Origin of the sequence: Paenibacillus sp. FSL F4-0125, from assembly GCF_038008565.1 — a bacterium.
In the GTDB taxonomy this organism is placed as follows: Bacteria; Bacillota; Bacilli; order Paenibacillales; family Paenibacillaceae; genus Paenibacillus_AQ.
In genome coordinates this window covers 1,218,698-1,235,231 of record NZ_JBBOZJ010000001.1, presented here as the reverse complement: position 1 = coordinate 1,235,231, position 16,534 = coordinate 1,218,698, and the positions used below count along the sequence as shown (strand labels likewise).

Here is a 16,534-nt window from a genome sequence, read left to right as displayed (position 1 = left end):
CGAATTTGACTATAATTATTTTTACCTGTGATTTGACTCCCTCGCCTACAGATGATAGGGTATTTCCGAAGTTAAATTTTTCCGGGAGGGAATGCCCATGACGGAAGTAAAGCTTAGCATCGGATACGACGAATTTGAGGAAGGCCAAAGAATCGGCACAGAAATTGAGAAGCTTAGCAGCAGCCCTGAAAGTTCTTCGCTGACCAGCCTAATTATCGGCGATTGGGGCCAAGCTTACGAGAATGGTTCCGAAGAGGTTGTAGAGGCACTCGTTACGCATAGCGCTAGTTTCCCTGCTTTACGCAAGCTTTTCATAGGCGAGATGAGCTCTGAGGAATGTGAGATTTCTTGGATTACCCAAAGCGATCTATCACCGCTGCTCCCCGCTTTTCCAGAGCTGCAATCACTCACGATTCAAGGTGGGAATGAGCTGAGTCTCTCAGAACTAAAACACGACAAGCTAGAAGAACTGATTATTATAAGTGGAGGCTTAGGCACAACTGTTCTTGAACATATTGCAACTAGCCAATTGCCGAATTTGCGCAAGCTGGAGCTATATCTAGGCGTAGAAGATTACGGATTTGACGGCAGTCTCGCAGATCTTCTCCCTCTTATAGAAGTAGGAAAGTTCCCTAAACTTACTTATCTTGGTTTAAAAAACAGTCAGATTCAAGATGAGATCGCAGGTGCATTTGCAGACGCTCCTATTCTGGATCAACTGGATACGCTTGATCTGTCACTTGGTACCCTTAGCGACGAAGGTGCTGAATTACTTCTCGCCAGCGATCGAATCAAAGGACTGAAAGCATTAAACCTTAGCCATCATTATATGTCTGACGAAATGATTAACCGCTGGCAGAAGAGTGGATTACCTGTTGATGTAAGCGACAAGCAGGAAAGCGATGATGAGGAAGACTGGCGTTATCCTTCCATCACAGAGTGAGCCCCTCATGAGGCCGATGATTGTTATCGGTATTCCCGGTGATAAACGGACTAGCGGCATCCAGCAAGCGCGTTCCGATCTCGGAATGCCTCCTGCCATCATTTTATCGTACGCTGAGTTTCTGCAAGGTAGATCGTTAAGTGATCTTATGGAGGAGCAGAAGAAGCCGTTATCCCGTCAGCCCTCCGTTTATAACGGAATAGATCTCAATGCAGCTCCTCCCTTACTGAGACTGGAGTCACCTGGCAGCAGCTTCGAGATAGAACGAGCCTTAATCGCTCTGGGTGCGCCGGATTCGGATGATATGGACGATTCGCTTCACCCCTACGCCGATAGACCTGATCCGCGGCCACTCCGCGTGAAGGTAGCCCGTCAATTGAAGGACATGCAAGGTGTCCTGCATCATCCATCCCAATGGTTCCGCGGCTACTGCCGAATGCTGGCTAGACTACAGCGCGAAGCCAAAACCGCATGTCCGGGTTCGTTATGGTTAAATGACCCTGCCGAGATAGCGGCTATGACCGATAAACGCCAGACTCAACAGATTCTGAGTAAGGCGGGGATTCCAATCCCTCGCCCATTAGGCGAAGATCAGCAGCCTACAGATTATGACTCTCTCCGGGAGATGATGTTATCCCGGCGCATGCACCGGGTATTCATTAAGCTGGCCTTCGGCTCTGCCGCTTCCGGAGTGGTCGCTTATCAGATCCATCCCGTGACGGGTGCCGAAATTGCCTTAACAACAGTGGGGGTCGAGAATTACATCACTCGACCACCCATTTACTATAATTCCGGTACACTGCGACGGTACACGGATACCGCCACAATCTCGGGAATTATGAACTGGATCTACCAGCACGGTGCTTATGCTGAGCAATGGATCCCTAAAGCGGGGCTTAAGGGAAAAGCATTCGATATTCGCCAGCTAGTCGTTCTCCGCGAGGCCTGCCACGCGGTTGCTCGGGTCAGCCCTACACCAATTACGAATCTGCATTTACGCAACCAGCGGATGTCTCTTTCGGAAGCCGGGCTGTCTGAATCCGTACAGGAGCAGGTGCAGAACACCGCTGTGCAAGCACTGGCCGCTTTTCCCCGTTCCGGGGTAGCCGGAATTGATGTCCTGGTATCCGGGGGTTCACAGCAATGTTTTGTCGCGGATGTCAATCCATTTGGCGACTTGCTTTACGATGTGAAATACCGCGGCTGCAGCACCTACGAATGGGAGATGAAGGTATTGTCGGCCAGAGACTATATCACGCCTCCCTCCACACCGCTTATAAAGGAAGGTTTATCTTAATGGATATGAACACCATCGTCGGCACTCATGACATTCTTATGATCACACTCGATACGCTTCGTTATGATGCTGCTGTTATGGAAGAAGCGAACTGCCCGAACTTGTGCGGAACCGGATCATGGGAAAAAAGACATACCCCAGGCAGCTTTACTTATGCCGCTCATCATGCCTTCTTCGGCGGCTTCTTGCCTACACCAGCCACAACGGATAAGAAAGAACATATCCGCATGTTCCATTCCCGAAATACCGGAATGAAGACGCATCCCCATACCTGGCTGTTCGATACACCCGATATCGTATCCGGGCTTGCTGCCGAGGGCTACCGTACGATTTGTATTGGGGGGGTTATTTTTTTCACCAAAAAAAACCCACTCGCCCGTGTGCTACCAAGCTATTTCCAGCGCAGCTACTGGCGGATGACGTTCGGGGTCACCAATCCGCGTTCCACAGAGCATCAGGTGAACCATGCCTTAAAGCTGCTGAAGGATACTCCAAGCGAGCAAAGACTGTTCATGTTCCTCAACGTTTCTGCCATTCACGGACCGAACCATTATTTTATACCCGGTGCTAAAAAGGACTCCGTAGACAGCCAGCGCGCCGCACTCCGATATGTGGATGGTGAACTGGGCCGATTATTCGATGCCTTCCGGGAACGTGGCAATCCTACCTTCTGTCTGGCGTTTTCTGATCATGGAACCGCCTATGGTGAAGATGGCTATCAGGGGCATCGCTTGGCTCACGAGACCGTATGGAACGTCCCTTACCGGGAATTTATTCTATAAAAAGAAAAAGGAAAGGATGGAGAACTGTTATGACGTTATCGTCCTTCTCTTTAGAAGAGCTTCACCAATGGAAAGACAACATTACTGCTCACCCTTATCGATCTTATCTGTATTCCTATCCGCACAAAACAGCTTACAGGGATCTACAGCCGCCGATTCCACTAGAATCCTTATGGCGAGATGAGCCTGCAGAATCCTTTTTTCTATATATGCATATCCCGTTTTGCGGTGCTCGCTGTGGATTCTGCAACCTGTTCACCTTGCCTGATAAACGCGCGAATGTTCACGCTACATACGTAGACGCGCTAGAACGTCAGGCCAAGCAGTGGGCTGCATTCACCAGACATAAGCCGTATGCACGTTTTGCGATTGGTGGTGGAACACCTACATTACTGGCGGCAGATCAACTGCGCCGTTTGTTCCACATTGCCGTAGATACGATGGGACTGGATACGAATACAGCCTCCATCTCAGTGGAAACTTCACCGGAGACCATTACCGAAGAAAAGCTGAATATTCTAAAAGAATATACGGTGGATCGGGTCAGCATGGGCATCCAAAGCTTTGTCGCTGCTGAATCAGCGGCCATTTATCGCCCGCAGAATCCGGATGTGGTATATCGGGCGCTGGAGCTACTGGGGAAATATGATTTTCCCATTCTAAATTTGGATCTCATTTACGGGCTTCCGGGGCAGACAATCGACTCTTGGCTGTATTCGCTAAATCAGGCGCTTAGCCATGATCCAGAGGAAATCTTTATTTATCCGCTCTACACGCGTGAGCATACGATTGTGAAGCCAGGTGATATCCAGCGTCAGGAGGATATTCGCCTAGACTGCTACAAAGCCGCTGGGCAACTGCTTAATGCCAGAGGTTACCGTCAATATTCCATGCGGCGTTTCGCCAAGGAAACCGCAGGAACGGATAAACCCATTCTTGACTATAGCTGTCAGGAAGAAGGAATGGTCGGGCTGGGCTGCGGGGCTAGATCCTATACTCGCAATGTGCATTACGCTTCCCGTTATGGGGTGAGCCGTAAAGCAACCGAGAGCATTATTGCCGATTACGTCAATACAGATCGTTACGATACGGCAGATTACGGAATTGTGCTAAGTCTGGAAGAACAGAAGCGCCGCTTTATTCTGAAGGCGATTTTACATAGCGAAGGTCTGAGGATTGAAGATTACAACCTGCGCTTCGGAAATTCACTCTGGGATGATTATCCTGAACTGTCGCGCCTGCTTCATACCGGCTTAGGGAAGGAAGCAGACGGCGTACTGCACCTTACTACCGAAGGTATGGGCTACTCCGATTCCATCGGTGATTGGTTTATTTCAGGAGAGATTCGAGCGCAGATGGAAAGGTTCGTATTGCCATGAATGCAGTCCTCTACTACCGCGGCTCTCTCACCTCCTGCAACTATGACTGCCCGTACTGCCCTTTCGGCAAAACAAGAGACAGCGCAGCTACTCTCGCGAAGGATCGGCAAGGTCTGGAGACCTTTGTCGAGTGGGCCTCTTTGCAAGGTGCAGCGGGTCATCGGCTGTCTATCTTTTTCAATCCTTACGGCGAAGGACTGATTCACCGCTGGTACAAAGAAGCGATGATCACGCTCTCCAATATGGAGCATGTGGAGAAGGTAGCGATTCAAACGAACCTTTCGGCAAATCTTGATTTCGTCCAAAAGCTGAATCGAAGCAAGGTTGCCTTTTGGGCTACTTACCACCCCGGGCAAGTGAGCGAGGATAAGTTTCTAACACAATGCATGACCTTGTACGAGAATGAAGTGCCCTTCAGTGCAGGGAGCGTTGGGATTCGCAGCGCCTTTCCAGCGATAGCTTCGCTTCGCGCAGCATTACCGGAGCGTGTATATCTGTGGGTCAATGCTTATAAGGATAAACCGGATTACTATACAGCCGAGGATCTTTCCTTTCTGAGCAAGATTGATCCGCATTTTGCTGTGAATGCTATGGATTACGAAAGTCTTGGTCAAACCTGCAATGCTGGCAATGAAGTCTTTTATGTACAAGGTGCTGGACTGGTGAAACGCTGTTATAAGGACAGAGGTGTTATTGGCAATCTCTACCGCGATGGCTTGGAGGGTCTATCCGCTATAAGAAGCTGCCGAATGAAGGTGTGCGACTGTTATATCGGTTATATTCATATGCCAGAGCTGAAGCTGCAAAACATCTATGGATCAGGTCTGCTGGAACGAATCCCTTATGGCGCTATGAACCATTGAACCGAAAACAACAGTAAGGTTAACTGTGTGTTAAATTTCAAGAAAAAGAACCCTGTCAGCATTTCTTAACAGGGTTTCTTTACTCTGTGTGGAATATGAACAGTAGCCCTCGTCTACAGGGCGACAGCAAATACTTAGTTGGAGGGATGAATAGCTGATGAAAAACATTATTAATTTTGCGCATCGCGGCGCATCGGCAGTGTGTCCGGAAAATACTATGGCAGCGTTCCGCAAAGGTCTTGAGTTAGGTGCAACCGGTATTGAAACCGATGTACAAATGACCAAAGATGGCGGACTTGTTCTTATTCATGATGAAACTCTAAACCGTACGACAAGCGGAAGCGGCTATGTGAAGGATAAGACCCTTGCAGAAATTTTGGAAGTGGACGCGGGCTCTTGGTTCAGTCCCGAATTTAAAGCTGAGCGCATTCCGATGCTGGAGGATTTGTTAGATCTGCTGCAAGGACGAGATACAGTACTAAATATCGAGTTTAAAAATGGTACTTTCTTTTACCCGGGTATGGAGGAAAAGGTTATCGCGGCTGTACGGGATTTCAAGATGAGCGATCGCGTGATTTTTTCGAGCTTCAACCATTATTCACTAGCTCACAGTAAAACGATCGCACCTGAGATCAAGACAGGAATTCTATACGGGGAAGGTCTATATCGTCCTTGGGATTATGCAGCTACGCTTGGCGCAAACGCACTACATGCTTATCATCAAGCGGTACTTCCTGAATTTGTCGAAGAAGCAGCTAAGCATGGCATCGCTTATCATCCTTGGACTGTTAATGATCCAGAGCGGATGAAGGCTTTAATCGAAGCTGGAGTATCAGGAATTATTACAGATCATCCAGATGTGCTGGCTGGGCTTCTAGCTAAATAATAAGGGAGTGTGACTGTGTGAAAAAAGTCTGGTTGCTCGGATTCGGCTTTTTCAGCATCAGCATTACGTGGAGTCTGTATAACGCATTTGTACCCTTTTTTCTAGAAAAATACGTACATAGTGTGGCACTTATCAGCTTCTTGATGACGATTGATAATTACTTTGCCTTATTCCTGCAGCCTTGGATCGGCAACCGCAGTGACCGCACTACCTCGCGTTTTGGACGCAGAATGCCTTATCTTATGATCGGTATGCCTTTCGCTGCCGTGCTAACCATGCTGATTCCGTTCCATACCGGACTATTTACACTTCTGTTGTTTATGATGCTGATGAATCTGGCCATGAGCTTATACCGTTCACCAACCGTCGCCCTTATGCCGGATATTACACCTGAAGAACAGCGTACGAAGGCAAACGGGCTGATTAATTTCATGGGTGGGTTCGGTTCTATACTCGCTTTCGGCGTAGGTTCGATCCTGTATAAATCAAATCCAGCGCTTCCGTTTATCGTTGCTGGACTGATTACCTTGTTATGTCTGTTTATCGTATCACGCTTCATAAAAGAAAATCGGGATGGCGTAAACGTACAAATGAAGCTTCCTTCAGAAGCTGTTACTGCCACCAAGCCCTCACGTATTTCCTTTCGAAGTCAGCTTGACCGTACCACAGTATTTTTGCTAGCGGCGATTTTCTTCTGGTTTGTAGCTTATCAAGGCGTTGAGACACTGTTTACCTTATATGGCAAACATCATCTCGGTCTTAGTGAACAAGCGGCTTCTTTCTCGCTCACCTTCTTCTCTTTAGCTTTTGTGCTGTTCGCCATACCGAGCGGCTGGCTGGGTGGAAGATTCGGGAAGAAAAAGATGATCATCATCGGCGTATGCGGACTAATGACCATCTTTGCTCTTGTCGGTTTTGCAAAGGACCTTTTGCTCCTTCGTGGATTACTGTTGCTGGGTGGAGTCTTCTGGGCTTGCATTAATATCAATTCCTATCCTTATGTTGTGGCAACAGGAACAGAAGAAAGTATTGGCACACGAACAGGGATGTATTATCTGGTCTCTTCTCTGGCTGCCATCAGTTCGCCTCCACTACTGGGACTTATGATTGATATCTTTGATTACTCGATCCTGTTCTACGTGGCGGCGATTAGTATGGCAGTTGCTCTTGTCTGCTTGTTCCTCATGAAGGGCAGCAAACAAGTGACTAATAGTATTCATTCGCCTGGCGCATAATTTCATCCCAAGAGTATAGTTAGTCCAATAAAAATAGCGGCAGTCCAGGACTTATGATGAGGTCCATGGCTGCCGCTTGTATTTTACACAAACTCATTCTAATTCTTATAGACGGAGTAACGCCCCGTACCGAGTTGTTTGGCGGCGTACATCGCTGTATCTGCTTCGTTAAGCAGCCTAAAATGATCCACCTTACCATGACTTATGCTGATCCCTATACTCATGGAGACGAACAAGTTATGCTCACCTAGCTGGTAACTCTTAGTCGTCTTCTCCAGAATCCGCACAGCAAGCTGCTCCGCTTCCTTCTGGGAGCAACCTTTAGCGACAATTACAAATTCATCCCCGCCCACGCGGAAGATATGACGTTTTCTTTTGCTGGAGAATTGAATTAACTTTTTACCCACCTCTTGCAGCAGTAAGTCCCCCACATGATGCCCCAAGCTGTCATTAATCGATTTGAAACGATTCAGATCTAGAAACAACACAGCAAGCTGTTCATTTACCTTGCACCGATCCCAAAAATGATCCATTCCATTCTTATTCAGTAACCCTGTCAAAGCATCCTTATATGCCAGCTCTTTCAATTGCTCTCTTTCAGCCCATACTAGGTTCATTCGTGTAATCAAAAACATGATTAGGGCTATCGTAAGTCCATAGACCAATAGCGGTATAATAATCCCATCATCGGCCACTTCATTTCCCAGTAAAGTTTTTACGCCTAGCTGGTGCATGCTCCATAGGGAGGCAACGATAATGATAACGGAAAGGCCGGTATGAATCGCTTTTTTTTGAGGCGTTTTAGAAGAAATATCCCGGTAAAGCCTTAGTACTAAATAACCGGCCGCTGCTGCGATGAGAATGGATAATAACGTTTGTAAGTAAATCTGGACCTCTACCACCTTAGATTCGCACATCCTTCTGACTACAAAAATGATTAGCTTTCTGAGCAATTACTATATTAAAATGCTCTGAACATTTTCTGAACACTAATTACATCGTCAAATGCAGCGCACAATTGTACAGCTCGCAGTTCCAGGTTGCATCGGATTTAGTAATCTGAGTGATAGACGTATTGCTCAGCAAAACGGTTACGTTCAGATCTGGAATAAGTCGTCTAAGCGTACTACGCAAAATCGCACCGTGGCTAACCACCAGTATACGACTGCCCGGATGTTTCTCCGCAATTTCTTCGATCGCCTGACTACCTCTGATCTCGCTGGCTTCTGGATTTTCCAGTCCCAAATCTAATGTCTTCCACCCGCTTCCCCAGCGTTCAACACGATCTTGTTCCGTAGTCCCCTCAATTAGCCCTGCGTTCATCTCACGGATACCCGGTGCTAAACCGGCGATCTCCATGCCGAGCCTTGTAGCAATTACCTCTGTTGTTTGTCTTGCTCTTAGTAAATCACTTGAATATAAATAGTCCCATTGTTCAGTGCTTAGCCGTTCGGCAAGAAGAGCCGCCTGCTCCAAGCCTTCAGTATCCAATGGATTATCCGTATGTCCTTGTGCTCTGCCTTCCTTATTCCACGCTGTGCTTCCATGGCGAATTAAGCCTATTGTAGTCATAAAGATCTCCCTTTAGTTGTTGAGTTCTAGTACTATTCTTTTAATGGTATCTATATTCTATCAGAATCCTTCCATGAGTATTTGAAAAATGAGAGTTATCCATGTTTTAGAACTTGAGGTATAATAAACCTTACCGCTTTTTACATCAGCTACAGGATAAGGAGATTTTGGTTAATATGAAAAAGTTATTGTTCCCGTTCTTTCTTGCATTCCTTCTATGTTTCATTCCGGTTTACACATTTTGTTCCTCCACTGTTGGTGCTGCTCCGGTTCCGAAAAACACCGTGTATGTGACCAAAAATAACCATTCGTACATCCCACTGCGCCTCTTAAATAATTTCACGGGCATACATGCTGAAATGAATGCGAGTGACAAACGTATAACCATTACGAACGCAGACACTAAGATTACACTTACTGTAGGACAAGCAGCTGCACTCGTCAATGACAAGTCCGTTACACTAACCGACTCCGCTTTTAGTGATAACGGTACGGTATATATCCCTTTGTCCTTTATCAGCAAAACGCTGGGCATTCAATTAGATTGGAATCAGGAAGCCTCTTCTGTAACCCTGACTAATAGCGATATTTCATCGACTGTTCCTGTACAGACTGGCGCACTTATCAAAACAGATTCCTCCCCCGTTGTCAGTGCTAGTAAAACTTTCAAGGTGGGCGGCAAATCTTACAAAGCCCAGACGGTTACGGTATCCCTACTGCATCCTAAGGTGAAGCTTGATGTTGTATTAGCAGGAAATACAATTGGAAAGGTAGAGGACCTGAGCAGTCTAGCTAAGCGCAATAATGCCGTAGTTGCAATTAATGGTACCTTCTTTGATGCTTACACCAAAGGGGCTTACAAGACTCCTTACGGCTACATGGTCAGTGGCGGAAAAATGCTCAAAAATAGCTCCGGGGATCGCCGAACAATTTTCACCTATGACAGTAACCATCTTGCCTCGCTTATTCCAGGGCTGGATTTCACAAGCCGCTTCGCTTCCGGTTCCATGGAAGGAGCACTTCAAGCCGGTCCGCGACTTCTTGTGAACGGCAAGGTATCTCTTAATGTAGCGGCAGAAGGCTTCAAAGATCCTAAAATCTTAACCGGCGGCGGCGCCCGCAGCGCACTTGGTCTCACTCGGGACCACAAGCTGATTCTGCTGACCACTGGTGGAGCTACTATCCCGCAACTGGCCGAAATGATGAAGCAGGCTGGTGCGTATCAAGCCATGAATCTGGATGGCGGCGCGTCGAGCGGACTGTACTACAATGGCAAATATCTCACGACCCCTGGGCGTCAGATTAGCAATGCGATTGTAGTTAAATATCAATAGAACGATCTAGCCGGAGAACGATCTAGCCGGCGGATCGTAAGCGCGTTGTGCTACGCTCCGTGCTTCGGCTTCGGCTTCGGCTTCGGCTTCGGCTTCGGCTTCGGCTTCGGCTTCTAAGAATACTTCTTTTGATGCTTCTATTGCAGAATGTGCAATAGAAGCATTCTTTTTTATAGGAAAATGGGATTCTGTTGTATTTTGTACATTAGAATACGACGCATTTGTAATAATCAGCCGTTCTCACAACAATTGATTGCAGAATGTGCAATAGAAGCAGATTCCAGCTGCTTTTTGATAGAATCTATTGTACAAAGTGCAATCAACAACAGAAGTTTCAACTCCTATGCGAGGAGCATATCTTAACGTATCATTGTATTGTTCAGCCAAAATAAAAAAACAATAATCCCCTCGATGTCTTACGCATCAAGGGGATTATTTATGACGTGCTGCCAACCTACTTACTACTCACGTTTCCAGTGTTGAGATCATCACGAACAGCTTCATTTATGTAACCAGAGTACTCCCATACTTGCAGCCAAACTTCGGTATTAAACCCCAATTTTTCGTAGAACGGCTGCATCGAACCTACATAGACTTTGATAGCACCAAGCTCTCTTAAACGGTTAAATCCTTCATGCAAAACCGCCCGACCAAGTCCCAGTGATCTATATCTAATGGATGTGCCTACAGGCTCCAGTATGCCAATTCCATTAACACTGTCCCAAAAAATATTACAGAAGGAGACGACTTCACCAGCTTCGTTCACGATACTGAGATCTAAATGTGAGTTGTAGCTCGGCGCTTTTCTGATATTTCCATAATGCTGCAGCGTTAGCTCAGCCTCCGGTGTATCTGCATAGTCGAAGGCCATAATATGTCCGAGTGCTTTTGAAGTCACATCGATCTCATCTCCACTACAGATTCTGAAGCCAGAGGGTAGCGCAACAGGGAATTCTTTATCCAACTGCAGAGAGTTTACACTCTCCCGTTTCTTAGTTAGACTATAACCTCTCTTATTAGCAACCGCTGCAGCAGAGGACATGAACTCCGGTATTGGAACATACAGCTGTACGAAACCCTCATTCTCATCCCCAACTCTCTGTTCAGCAAAGGAAAACATGTCATCAAGCAAGCTTTCTGGAGGGTTCTTCTCTGCACATTGAAAGTAAAATCCATCGTCCATGCATACTACGGCAGCAAGCTCTCCATCATCATACTCCCATAAGCCTACGTTTCGTTCCCACTGATTCAGCGTCCCACCTTGCGTCTCTTGAAAATAAATAACGAATTCCCAGCGGTCTATAAGCCAAGTATTTGGACCTTTTAGCTTACTGTAACTATGTATAAGAAAATCACGGACCTTAAGCAGATCTTCAGAACGGTAAGGTCTAAAATTAAATTTCATTTTCCACACCCCTTTCCTTTAATTTCATATTACAGGGGGCTGAAAATCAATAACATGTCAAATTTAGTTATTATTATTTAGTACTCCAGAAAATGAATAGTGCGTTCACTAAAATACCAATTTCCGAGTAAAAATCAATATCTCTACCGAACTGTTAAATGTACAAAGTACAACTATCTTCACTATGTTCCGGATTAGTCTCATTTAATTGCTAATCATACAACTAATTTCGAATATGTCTTTGTGAACGCTGAATTCACTGTTTATAGCTGCACAAAGTGCAACTAAACGGATTCTGGTGGTGATTTAAGCAGAAATAGTTGTACAAAGTACACCTAATATAAGCTTACCCTCTGAAGCAAGTTAGCGTTTCTCCTAAGCGATACTGAGAATAAAGTTGAATGAATCTCTACCTGCCTCTATTAAAAGGCTTAGTCAAGTAACTAGTGGTTTAATGAATCCGGTTCCGGTTCAGGTTGGCGAAACAGTGACTTAACGTTAAACTTGCTATAGTTATTCAATACCACTGGCAAGGAGGCCCTGATTCATGTCCAAGGCCGATCATATGTTATCTATTCTCTGGATGCTCAAGCAGCGGGGAAGAACCGCCGGAGAACTAGCTGAAGCATTAGAGATCAGTGTCCGCTCCGTATACCGTTACATCGATGCGCTTTGCATCAGCGGTGTTCCCGTTATCGCAGATAGCGGACCTGGCGGCGGTTATAGCTTACCCGAACATTTTATCGAAGCTCCATTATTCTTTGATTCCGAAGAACAACGTGCCCTTCTACAAGCCTCATCCTTTGCTAAGGGAACCGGTTATCCTTATGTAGATGCTCTAGACCGAGCCTTTTCTAAGCTCAAAAGGTATAGCAATGCGCAGCAATTAGAACAGATGGAGCGGCATGAGAACGGTATTGAGACGATCTACTCTCCTTCCCCGCCGCTTAGCCACCTGATCCAAGAATTAGAGCTGGGGACAGCCAACGGGTACACCCTGCAAATGGAGTATCGTAAGGGGAATGGAGAAAACATATCCTCCCGAGCTATTGATCCTTACGGACTTGTATTGTGGAAGGGCCAATGGTACACCGTAGCTTACTGCCACGAGCGGCAAGAAATTCGCAGTTTCCGGGTCGATAGAATGGTTGAACTCCACCGTACAGAAGCTGTGTTTGCTCGTCCTGCTGACTTCTCTGCACGTGATTTTTTGTTAAAAAACTTACTGCCTGCACGCAATACGGATGAGGAACTAGTTACAGTAATCATCGCATCAGACGAAGGAATCTTGAATGATCTATGTAGCCATTGGTTGTTCGGGCATACGCTGGTACAACGCATGGAAGGACAAGCCAGCTTTCTAGTAGACAAAGCTTCTTTACTGACCTATGTACCCTATTTCTTGTTGCCTTATGGAACCACGTTACGCATCATAGAACCTTCATCACTGAAAGAAAGACTAGCTGACGTTGCCTCCAACTTAGCAGCTCATTATAGAACTTAAATTATTCTTTAGGATCACTGACCGTAGTTGTCAGTGATCCTTTTGTATAGTGTAAAAGAGTAAGAGGAGTAAATGAAAGTAGAAACCAAGGAGGAATAACCAATGAAAGAACTTCACTATGAGTTTTATATTGACGGAACACCTGAGCAGGTATGGGAAACCTTAATCTCTCCGGAAGGTACGAAGCAGATTTATTACGGCAGCGTTATTCGTTCGACCTTCAAAGAAGGAGAATTACTGGAATACATCGGGCCCGGTGCAGATGGAGATGAAACACTGCATGTCTATGGGACTCTGCTCGAGTTCACCCCACAAAAAGCACTACGTTTCACTCATCAGGTCGGCCCCTCCTATCATAAAGGACATGAAAGATATGAATCGCGTATTTCTTGGCTGCTTGAACCGGTGGGTGGAACTACAAAGCTCACGCTTATCCACGATGAATGGCATCCTGAAGATCCTTCGTATGCTGGCAGCACCAGCGCTTGGTGGCAAATTCTAAGTAATACCAAAACCTTAGTAGAGACTGGTCGCACGCTTGATTTTGGAAGCTGGACGTAACATCACGGCTGATACAACTTGGAATAGACTGTTCCAATTTAAGACAAGCCTATGAGTAGACTCAACCTTAGCCCCTCGGCTGGAGAGCGCAAGCCTTCTTCCGTTAGGGGCTTTTTGCTGCCTAAATTAATTTTGCCTTAGGGAAACATTATTGTTGCAGGGACAAAGTTGTTCACATATACTAATATTGTGTTAGACCGCAAGAAAAATTCCAATGCACAAAATAATAACCATAAAAATACAAATAACAATGAATGAAAGAAGGAGATCTTATGTCTGGAACTAGTATTCCATTATCAGAAGCGGCTAAAGGCAGCACGCTACGTATCAGCGGCATTGAAGTTCAGGGCGTACTTAGAAGAAGATTACTGGATCTCGGGTTTGTAGTGGGGAATGCCGTAGAGGTATTGCGACGCAGTCCATTAGGAGATCCTATCGCTTTTCGGGTAAGCAACACGACCATTGCATTGCGTAGAGAAGAAAGTTCTTTAATATTCGGAGAAGTAATCGGAGGTGTTGAGGCATGAGTCAGTTTACAGTCGCTTTTGCAGGCAATCCTAACACTGGCAAAAGCACGCTTTTCAATCTGCTGACCGGCATGCGCCAGCATACTGGAAACTGGGCAGGTAAAACCGTCATTACTGCTGAAGGCGAGTTTAAGCATAAAGACCATACGTACCTAGCAGTAGATCTTCCTGGTACGTATTCCTTGTACTCGAATTCCGCTGATGAAGAAGCGGCTAGAGATTATATTATTTTTGAACAACCCGATGTGACACTAGTCGTACTTGATGCTACTTCGCTAGAACGAAACCTCAACCTTGCCTTGCAAGTGCTAGAGATTACCGGGCGGACTGTCGTCTGCATCAACCTCATTGATGAAGCCCGAAAACTGGGTATCGACATCAATCTGAAGCGCATTTCCAAACGTCTCGGCGTGCCTGTTGTAGCGATATCAGCTCGCAATAAAATCGGCATTGAGGCGTTATTGGACCAGGTGGAGAGAGTCGCTACAGGTGCATTCACCGCACAACCACTGCGTATTACGTACAACGAGGAGATTGAACGAGGAATTGCAGAGCTTACCCCACTGGTAGAACAAACCATCGGCAGCAAATACCCAGCCCGCTGGATTGCACTGCGCCTACTGGACGGTGATGACAGCCTACTAACTTCTCTTAAAGAGAATATGAAGAATAAAAATTTACCTGAAGCAAAGGAGGTCATCGGTCATGGAGTCACCGCATATCACTAAGGGATTAGATCCTTTAGATTCCCTGCTGTCTACAGCGAAGAAGCTCGCTGACGGCGGATCGATTCGAGATGAGATTGTCAGTGGCATTTACGGCGTATCCGCAGGCATTTGCGGGGATGCAGTCACTTATCAAGATAAGAAAAAACTGAACAGCACTTATAAGCTAGATAATATCGTTACCTCAAAAATATGGGGATTCCCTATTATGCTCGCCATCCTCGGTATCGTGTTCTGGATTACGATTGCCGGCGCCAACTATCCTTCAAGCTGGCTGGCTTCCTTCTTCGGCTTCATTGAAGGTTATCTGACGGCCGGATTCGAGGCGATCCATGCTCCCGCTTGGCTGCACGGTGTGCTTGTTCTCGGATTATATCGAGGAACCTCATGGGTAATCAGCGTCATGCTGCCGCCAATGATGATATTTTTCCCAGTGTTCGCGCTGCTTGAGAATTTCGGGTATCTGCCAAGAGTTGCTTTTAACATGGACCGGTTGTTCAAAAAATCAGGAGGCCACGGCAAGCAAGCGTTGACCATGTCTATGGGTTTCGGCTGTAATGCCGCCGCTATCCTCTCCACACGAATCATCGAATCGCCGCGTGAACGGATGCTTGCGATTTTGACCAACAATTTCGTTCCATGTAACGGCCGCTGGCCGACATTGATTCTACTGTCTTCCTTATTCATGGCAGGTGCCGCTACGACAGGCGTACTCCGTTCGCTCACAACCGCCTCCGTACTTATGGGGATGGTGCTAATCGGCATCGTTGTTACACTGACGGTATCCTGGGTCATGTCCAAAACTGCGCTGCGCGGTGTTCCAACACATTACACACTGGAACTCCCACCCTATCGCCGGCCGCAAATTTGGAAGACTATACTTATTTCCTCCAAAGATAAGTCCTTAAACGTACTTACTCGGGCAATCGTGGTAGCTGCGCCTGCTGGGATTATCACTTGGATTTTAGGTAATCTGTTTATTGGCGGGGATTCTGTCCTGAATCATATGGCTGCATTCTTTGATCCCTTTGCACACATGCTCGGCATGGATGGCTTTATCATCATGGCCTTTATTCTTGGTCTTCCTGCAAATGAAATCGTCCTTCCTATCCTGCTTATGGGCTATATGTCCTCAGGAGCTATGGTCGATATCGACAGCTTGGGCAGCATCAAAGATGTCTTTTTATCACATGGCTGGACTTGGCTGACCGCACTTAACATGATGCTGTTCTCCCTGCTCCACTATCCTTGCGGTACGACACTCGTGAACATCTATAAGGAAACGAAAAGCATGAAGTGGGCTGTTCTCTCCGCAGTCATTCCACTCGGTATCGCCATTGGAGTAACCTTCGTTGTTGCACAACTCGCTCGGTTGTTCGGGTGGGTGTGACGTAAGCTTGCGGCATGAATTCACCTGACATCAGCGAACTTTAACTGATTTCAACTTACATTAACTAAATTTACCTTGTCTCACCTTACAACATCTAATGTTAACCGTATCTCACAAAATTCCGCCCTCCT

General features: G+C 46.4%; 16 protein-coding genes. 13 read left to right on the top strand and 3 right to left on the bottom strand.

Features of this window, described 5'->3' with window-relative positions; genetic code table 11:
• Positions 1-97 precede the first annotated feature (97 nt).
• The 7 genes from NST74_RS05405 to NST74_RS05375 all read left to right on the top strand — a co-directional run bounded on the left by NST74_RS05405 (position 98) and on the right by NST74_RS05375 (position 7,385).
• Entirely contained in the window at positions 98-943 is an 846-nt protein-coding gene (locus NST74_RS05405) for an STM4015 family protein (RefSeq protein WP_341110844.1), read from the top strand.
• Positions 903-2,240 carry an STM4014 family protein gene (locus tag NST74_RS05400; protein WP_341110843.1) on the top strand — a complete coding sequence of 446 codons (1,338 nt, stop codon included), beginning with the start codon at positions 903-905 and terminating at the stop codon, positions 2,238-2,240. The genes NST74_RS05405 and NST74_RS05400 overlap by 41 nt, the downstream gene beginning before the upstream one ends.
• Positions 2,240-3,022 (top strand): STM4013/SEN3800 family hydrolase, encoded by a 783-nt coding sequence (locus NST74_RS05395; RefSeq protein ID WP_341110842.1) that lies wholly within the window; start codon positions 2,240-2,242, stop codon positions 3,020-3,022. The genes NST74_RS05400 and NST74_RS05395 overlap by 1 nt, the downstream gene beginning before the upstream one ends.
• A gap of 29 nt (positions 3,023-3,051) precedes the next feature.
• The gene (locus tag NST74_RS05390) at positions 3,052-4,401 is read left to right on the top strand and encodes an STM4012 family radical SAM protein (RefSeq protein ID WP_341110841.1); all 1,350 of its coding nucleotides are present in this window, start codon (positions 3,052-3,054) and stop codon (positions 4,399-4,401) included.
• Positions 4,398-5,264: an STM4011 family radical SAM protein gene (locus NST74_RS05385; protein WP_341110840.1), complete on the top strand. Its 867-nt coding sequence runs from the start codon at positions 4,398-4,400 to the stop codon at positions 5,262-5,264. The genes NST74_RS05390 and NST74_RS05385 overlap by 4 nt, the downstream gene beginning before the upstream one ends.
• A 157-nt stretch (positions 5,265-5,421) precedes the next feature.
• The gene (locus NST74_RS05380) at positions 5,422-6,150 is read left to right on the top strand and encodes a glycerophosphodiester phosphodiesterase (protein WP_042124663.1); all 729 of its coding nucleotides are present in this window, start codon (positions 5,422-5,424) and stop codon (positions 6,148-6,150) included.
• Positions 6,151-6,167: 17 nt separating this feature from the next.
• Positions 6,168-7,385, top strand: coding sequence for an SLC45 family MFS transporter (locus NST74_RS05375; RefSeq protein WP_341110838.1), 1,218 nt, complete (start codon positions 6,168-6,170; stop codon positions 7,383-7,385).
• 98 nt (positions 7,386-7,483) lie between these two features.
• On the opposite strand, the gene NST74_RS05370 is transcribed toward NST74_RS05375, so the two are convergent.
• Positions 7,484-8,302 (bottom strand): GGDEF domain-containing protein, encoded by an 819-nt coding sequence (locus NST74_RS05370; protein WP_341110836.1) that lies wholly within the window; start codon positions 8,300-8,302, stop codon positions 7,484-7,486.
• Between the two features lie 76 nt (positions 8,303-8,378).
• Positions 8,379-8,957, bottom strand: coding sequence for a histidine phosphatase family protein (locus NST74_RS05365; RefSeq protein ID WP_341110835.1), 579 nt, complete (start codon positions 8,955-8,957; stop codon positions 8,379-8,381).
• Between the two features lie 176 nt (positions 8,958-9,133).
• Here NST74_RS05365 and NST74_RS05360 point away from each other — a divergent pair, with 176 nt between their 5' ends.
• Positions 9,134-10,291 (top strand): phosphodiester glycosidase family protein, encoded by a 1,158-nt coding sequence (locus NST74_RS05360; protein WP_042124657.1) that lies wholly within the window; start codon positions 9,134-9,136, stop codon positions 10,289-10,291.
• A 454-nt stretch (positions 10,292-10,745) separates the two neighbouring features.
• Here NST74_RS05360 and NST74_RS05355 read toward each other — a convergent pair whose 3' ends face one another.
• A complete protein-coding gene (locus NST74_RS05355; RefSeq protein ID WP_341110833.1) occupies positions 10,746-11,696 on the bottom strand; it encodes a GNAT family N-acetyltransferase in 951 nt (316 codons plus the stop codon).
• Positions 11,697-12,243: 547 nt separating this feature from the next.
• On the opposite strand from NST74_RS05355, the gene NST74_RS05350 reads away from it, so the two are divergent.
• The 5 genes from NST74_RS05350 to NST74_RS05330 all read left to right on the top strand — a co-directional run bounded on the left by NST74_RS05350 (position 12,244) and on the right by NST74_RS05330 (position 16,403).
• On the top strand, positions 12,244-13,200 hold the full coding sequence (locus NST74_RS05350; RefSeq protein ID WP_341110832.1) for a helix-turn-helix transcriptional regulator: 957 nt from the start codon (positions 12,244-12,246) through the stop codon (positions 13,198-13,200).
• 102 nt (positions 13,201-13,302) lie between these two features.
• A complete protein-coding gene (locus NST74_RS05345; protein WP_341110831.1) occupies positions 13,303-13,761 on the top strand; it encodes an SRPBCC domain-containing protein in 459 nt (152 codons plus the stop codon).
• A gap of 272 nt (positions 13,762-14,033) precedes the next feature.
• The gene (locus NST74_RS05340) at positions 14,034-14,288 is read left to right on the top strand and encodes a FeoA family protein (protein WP_042124651.1); all 255 of its coding nucleotides are present in this window, start codon (positions 14,034-14,036) and stop codon (positions 14,286-14,288) included.
• A complete protein-coding gene (locus NST74_RS05335) occupies positions 14,285-15,016 on the top strand; it encodes a FeoB small GTPase domain-containing protein (protein ID WP_341110830.1) in 732 nt (243 codons plus the stop codon). Before NST74_RS05340 ends, NST74_RS05335 begins: the two co-directional genes overlap by 4 nt.
• Positions 14,994-16,403 carry a nucleoside recognition domain-containing protein gene (locus NST74_RS05330; protein ID WP_042124649.1) on the top strand — a complete coding sequence of 470 codons (1,410 nt, stop codon included), beginning with the start codon at positions 14,994-14,996 and terminating at the stop codon, positions 16,401-16,403. The genes NST74_RS05335 and NST74_RS05330 overlap by 23 nt, the downstream gene beginning before the upstream one ends.
• Positions 16,404-16,534: the final 131 nt, after the last annotated feature.

Excerpts from the sequence above, each read along its gene's own strand:
- NST74_RS05405 (WP_341110844.1), top strand. The coding sequence starts at position 98 with ATGACGGAAGTAAAGCTTAGCATCGGATACGACGAATTTGAGGAAGGC.
- NST74_RS05400 (WP_341110843.1), top strand. The coding sequence starts at position 903 with ATGATGAGGAAGACTGGCGTTATCCTTCCATCACAGAGTGAGCCCCTC.
- NST74_RS05395 (WP_341110842.1), top strand. The coding sequence starts at position 2,240 with ATGGATATGAACACCATCGTCGGCACTCATGACATTCTTATGATCACA.
- NST74_RS05390 (WP_341110841.1), top strand. The coding sequence starts at position 3,052 with ATGACGTTATCGTCCTTCTCTTTAGAAGAGCTTCACCAATGGAAAGAC.
- NST74_RS05385 (WP_341110840.1), top strand. The coding sequence starts at position 4,398 with ATGAATGCAGTCCTCTACTACCGCGGCTCTCTCACCTCCTGCAACTAT.
- NST74_RS05380 (WP_042124663.1), top strand. The coding sequence starts at position 5,422 with ATGAAAAACATTATTAATTTTGCGCATCGCGGCGCATCGGCAGTGTGT.
- NST74_RS05370 (WP_341110836.1), bottom strand. The coding sequence starts at position 8,302 with ATGTGCGAATCTAAGGTGGTAGAGGTCCAGATTTACTTACAAACGTTA.
- NST74_RS05365 (WP_341110835.1), bottom strand. The coding sequence starts at position 8,957 with ATGACTACAATAGGCTTAATTCGCCATGGAAGCACAGCGTGGAATAAG.
- NST74_RS05360 (WP_042124657.1), top strand. The coding sequence starts at position 9,134 with ATGAAAAAGTTATTGTTCCCGTTCTTTCTTGCATTCCTTCTATGTTTC.
- NST74_RS05355 (WP_341110833.1), bottom strand. The coding sequence starts at position 11,696 with ATGAAATTTAATTTTAGACCTTACCGTTCTGAAGATCTGCTTAAGGTC.
- NST74_RS05350 (WP_341110832.1), top strand. The coding sequence starts at position 12,244 with ATGTCCAAGGCCGATCATATGTTATCTATTCTCTGGATGCTCAAGCAG.
- NST74_RS05345 (WP_341110831.1), top strand. The coding sequence starts at position 13,303 with ATGAAAGAACTTCACTATGAGTTTTATATTGACGGAACACCTGAGCAG.
- NST74_RS05340 (WP_042124651.1), top strand. The coding sequence starts at position 14,034 with ATGTCTGGAACTAGTATTCCATTATCAGAAGCGGCTAAAGGCAGCACG.
- NST74_RS05335 (WP_341110830.1), top strand. The coding sequence starts at position 14,285 with ATGAGTCAGTTTACAGTCGCTTTTGCAGGCAATCCTAACACTGGCAAA.
- NST74_RS05330 (WP_042124649.1), top strand. The coding sequence starts at position 14,994 with ATGGAGTCACCGCATATCACTAAGGGATTAGATCCTTTAGATTCCCTG.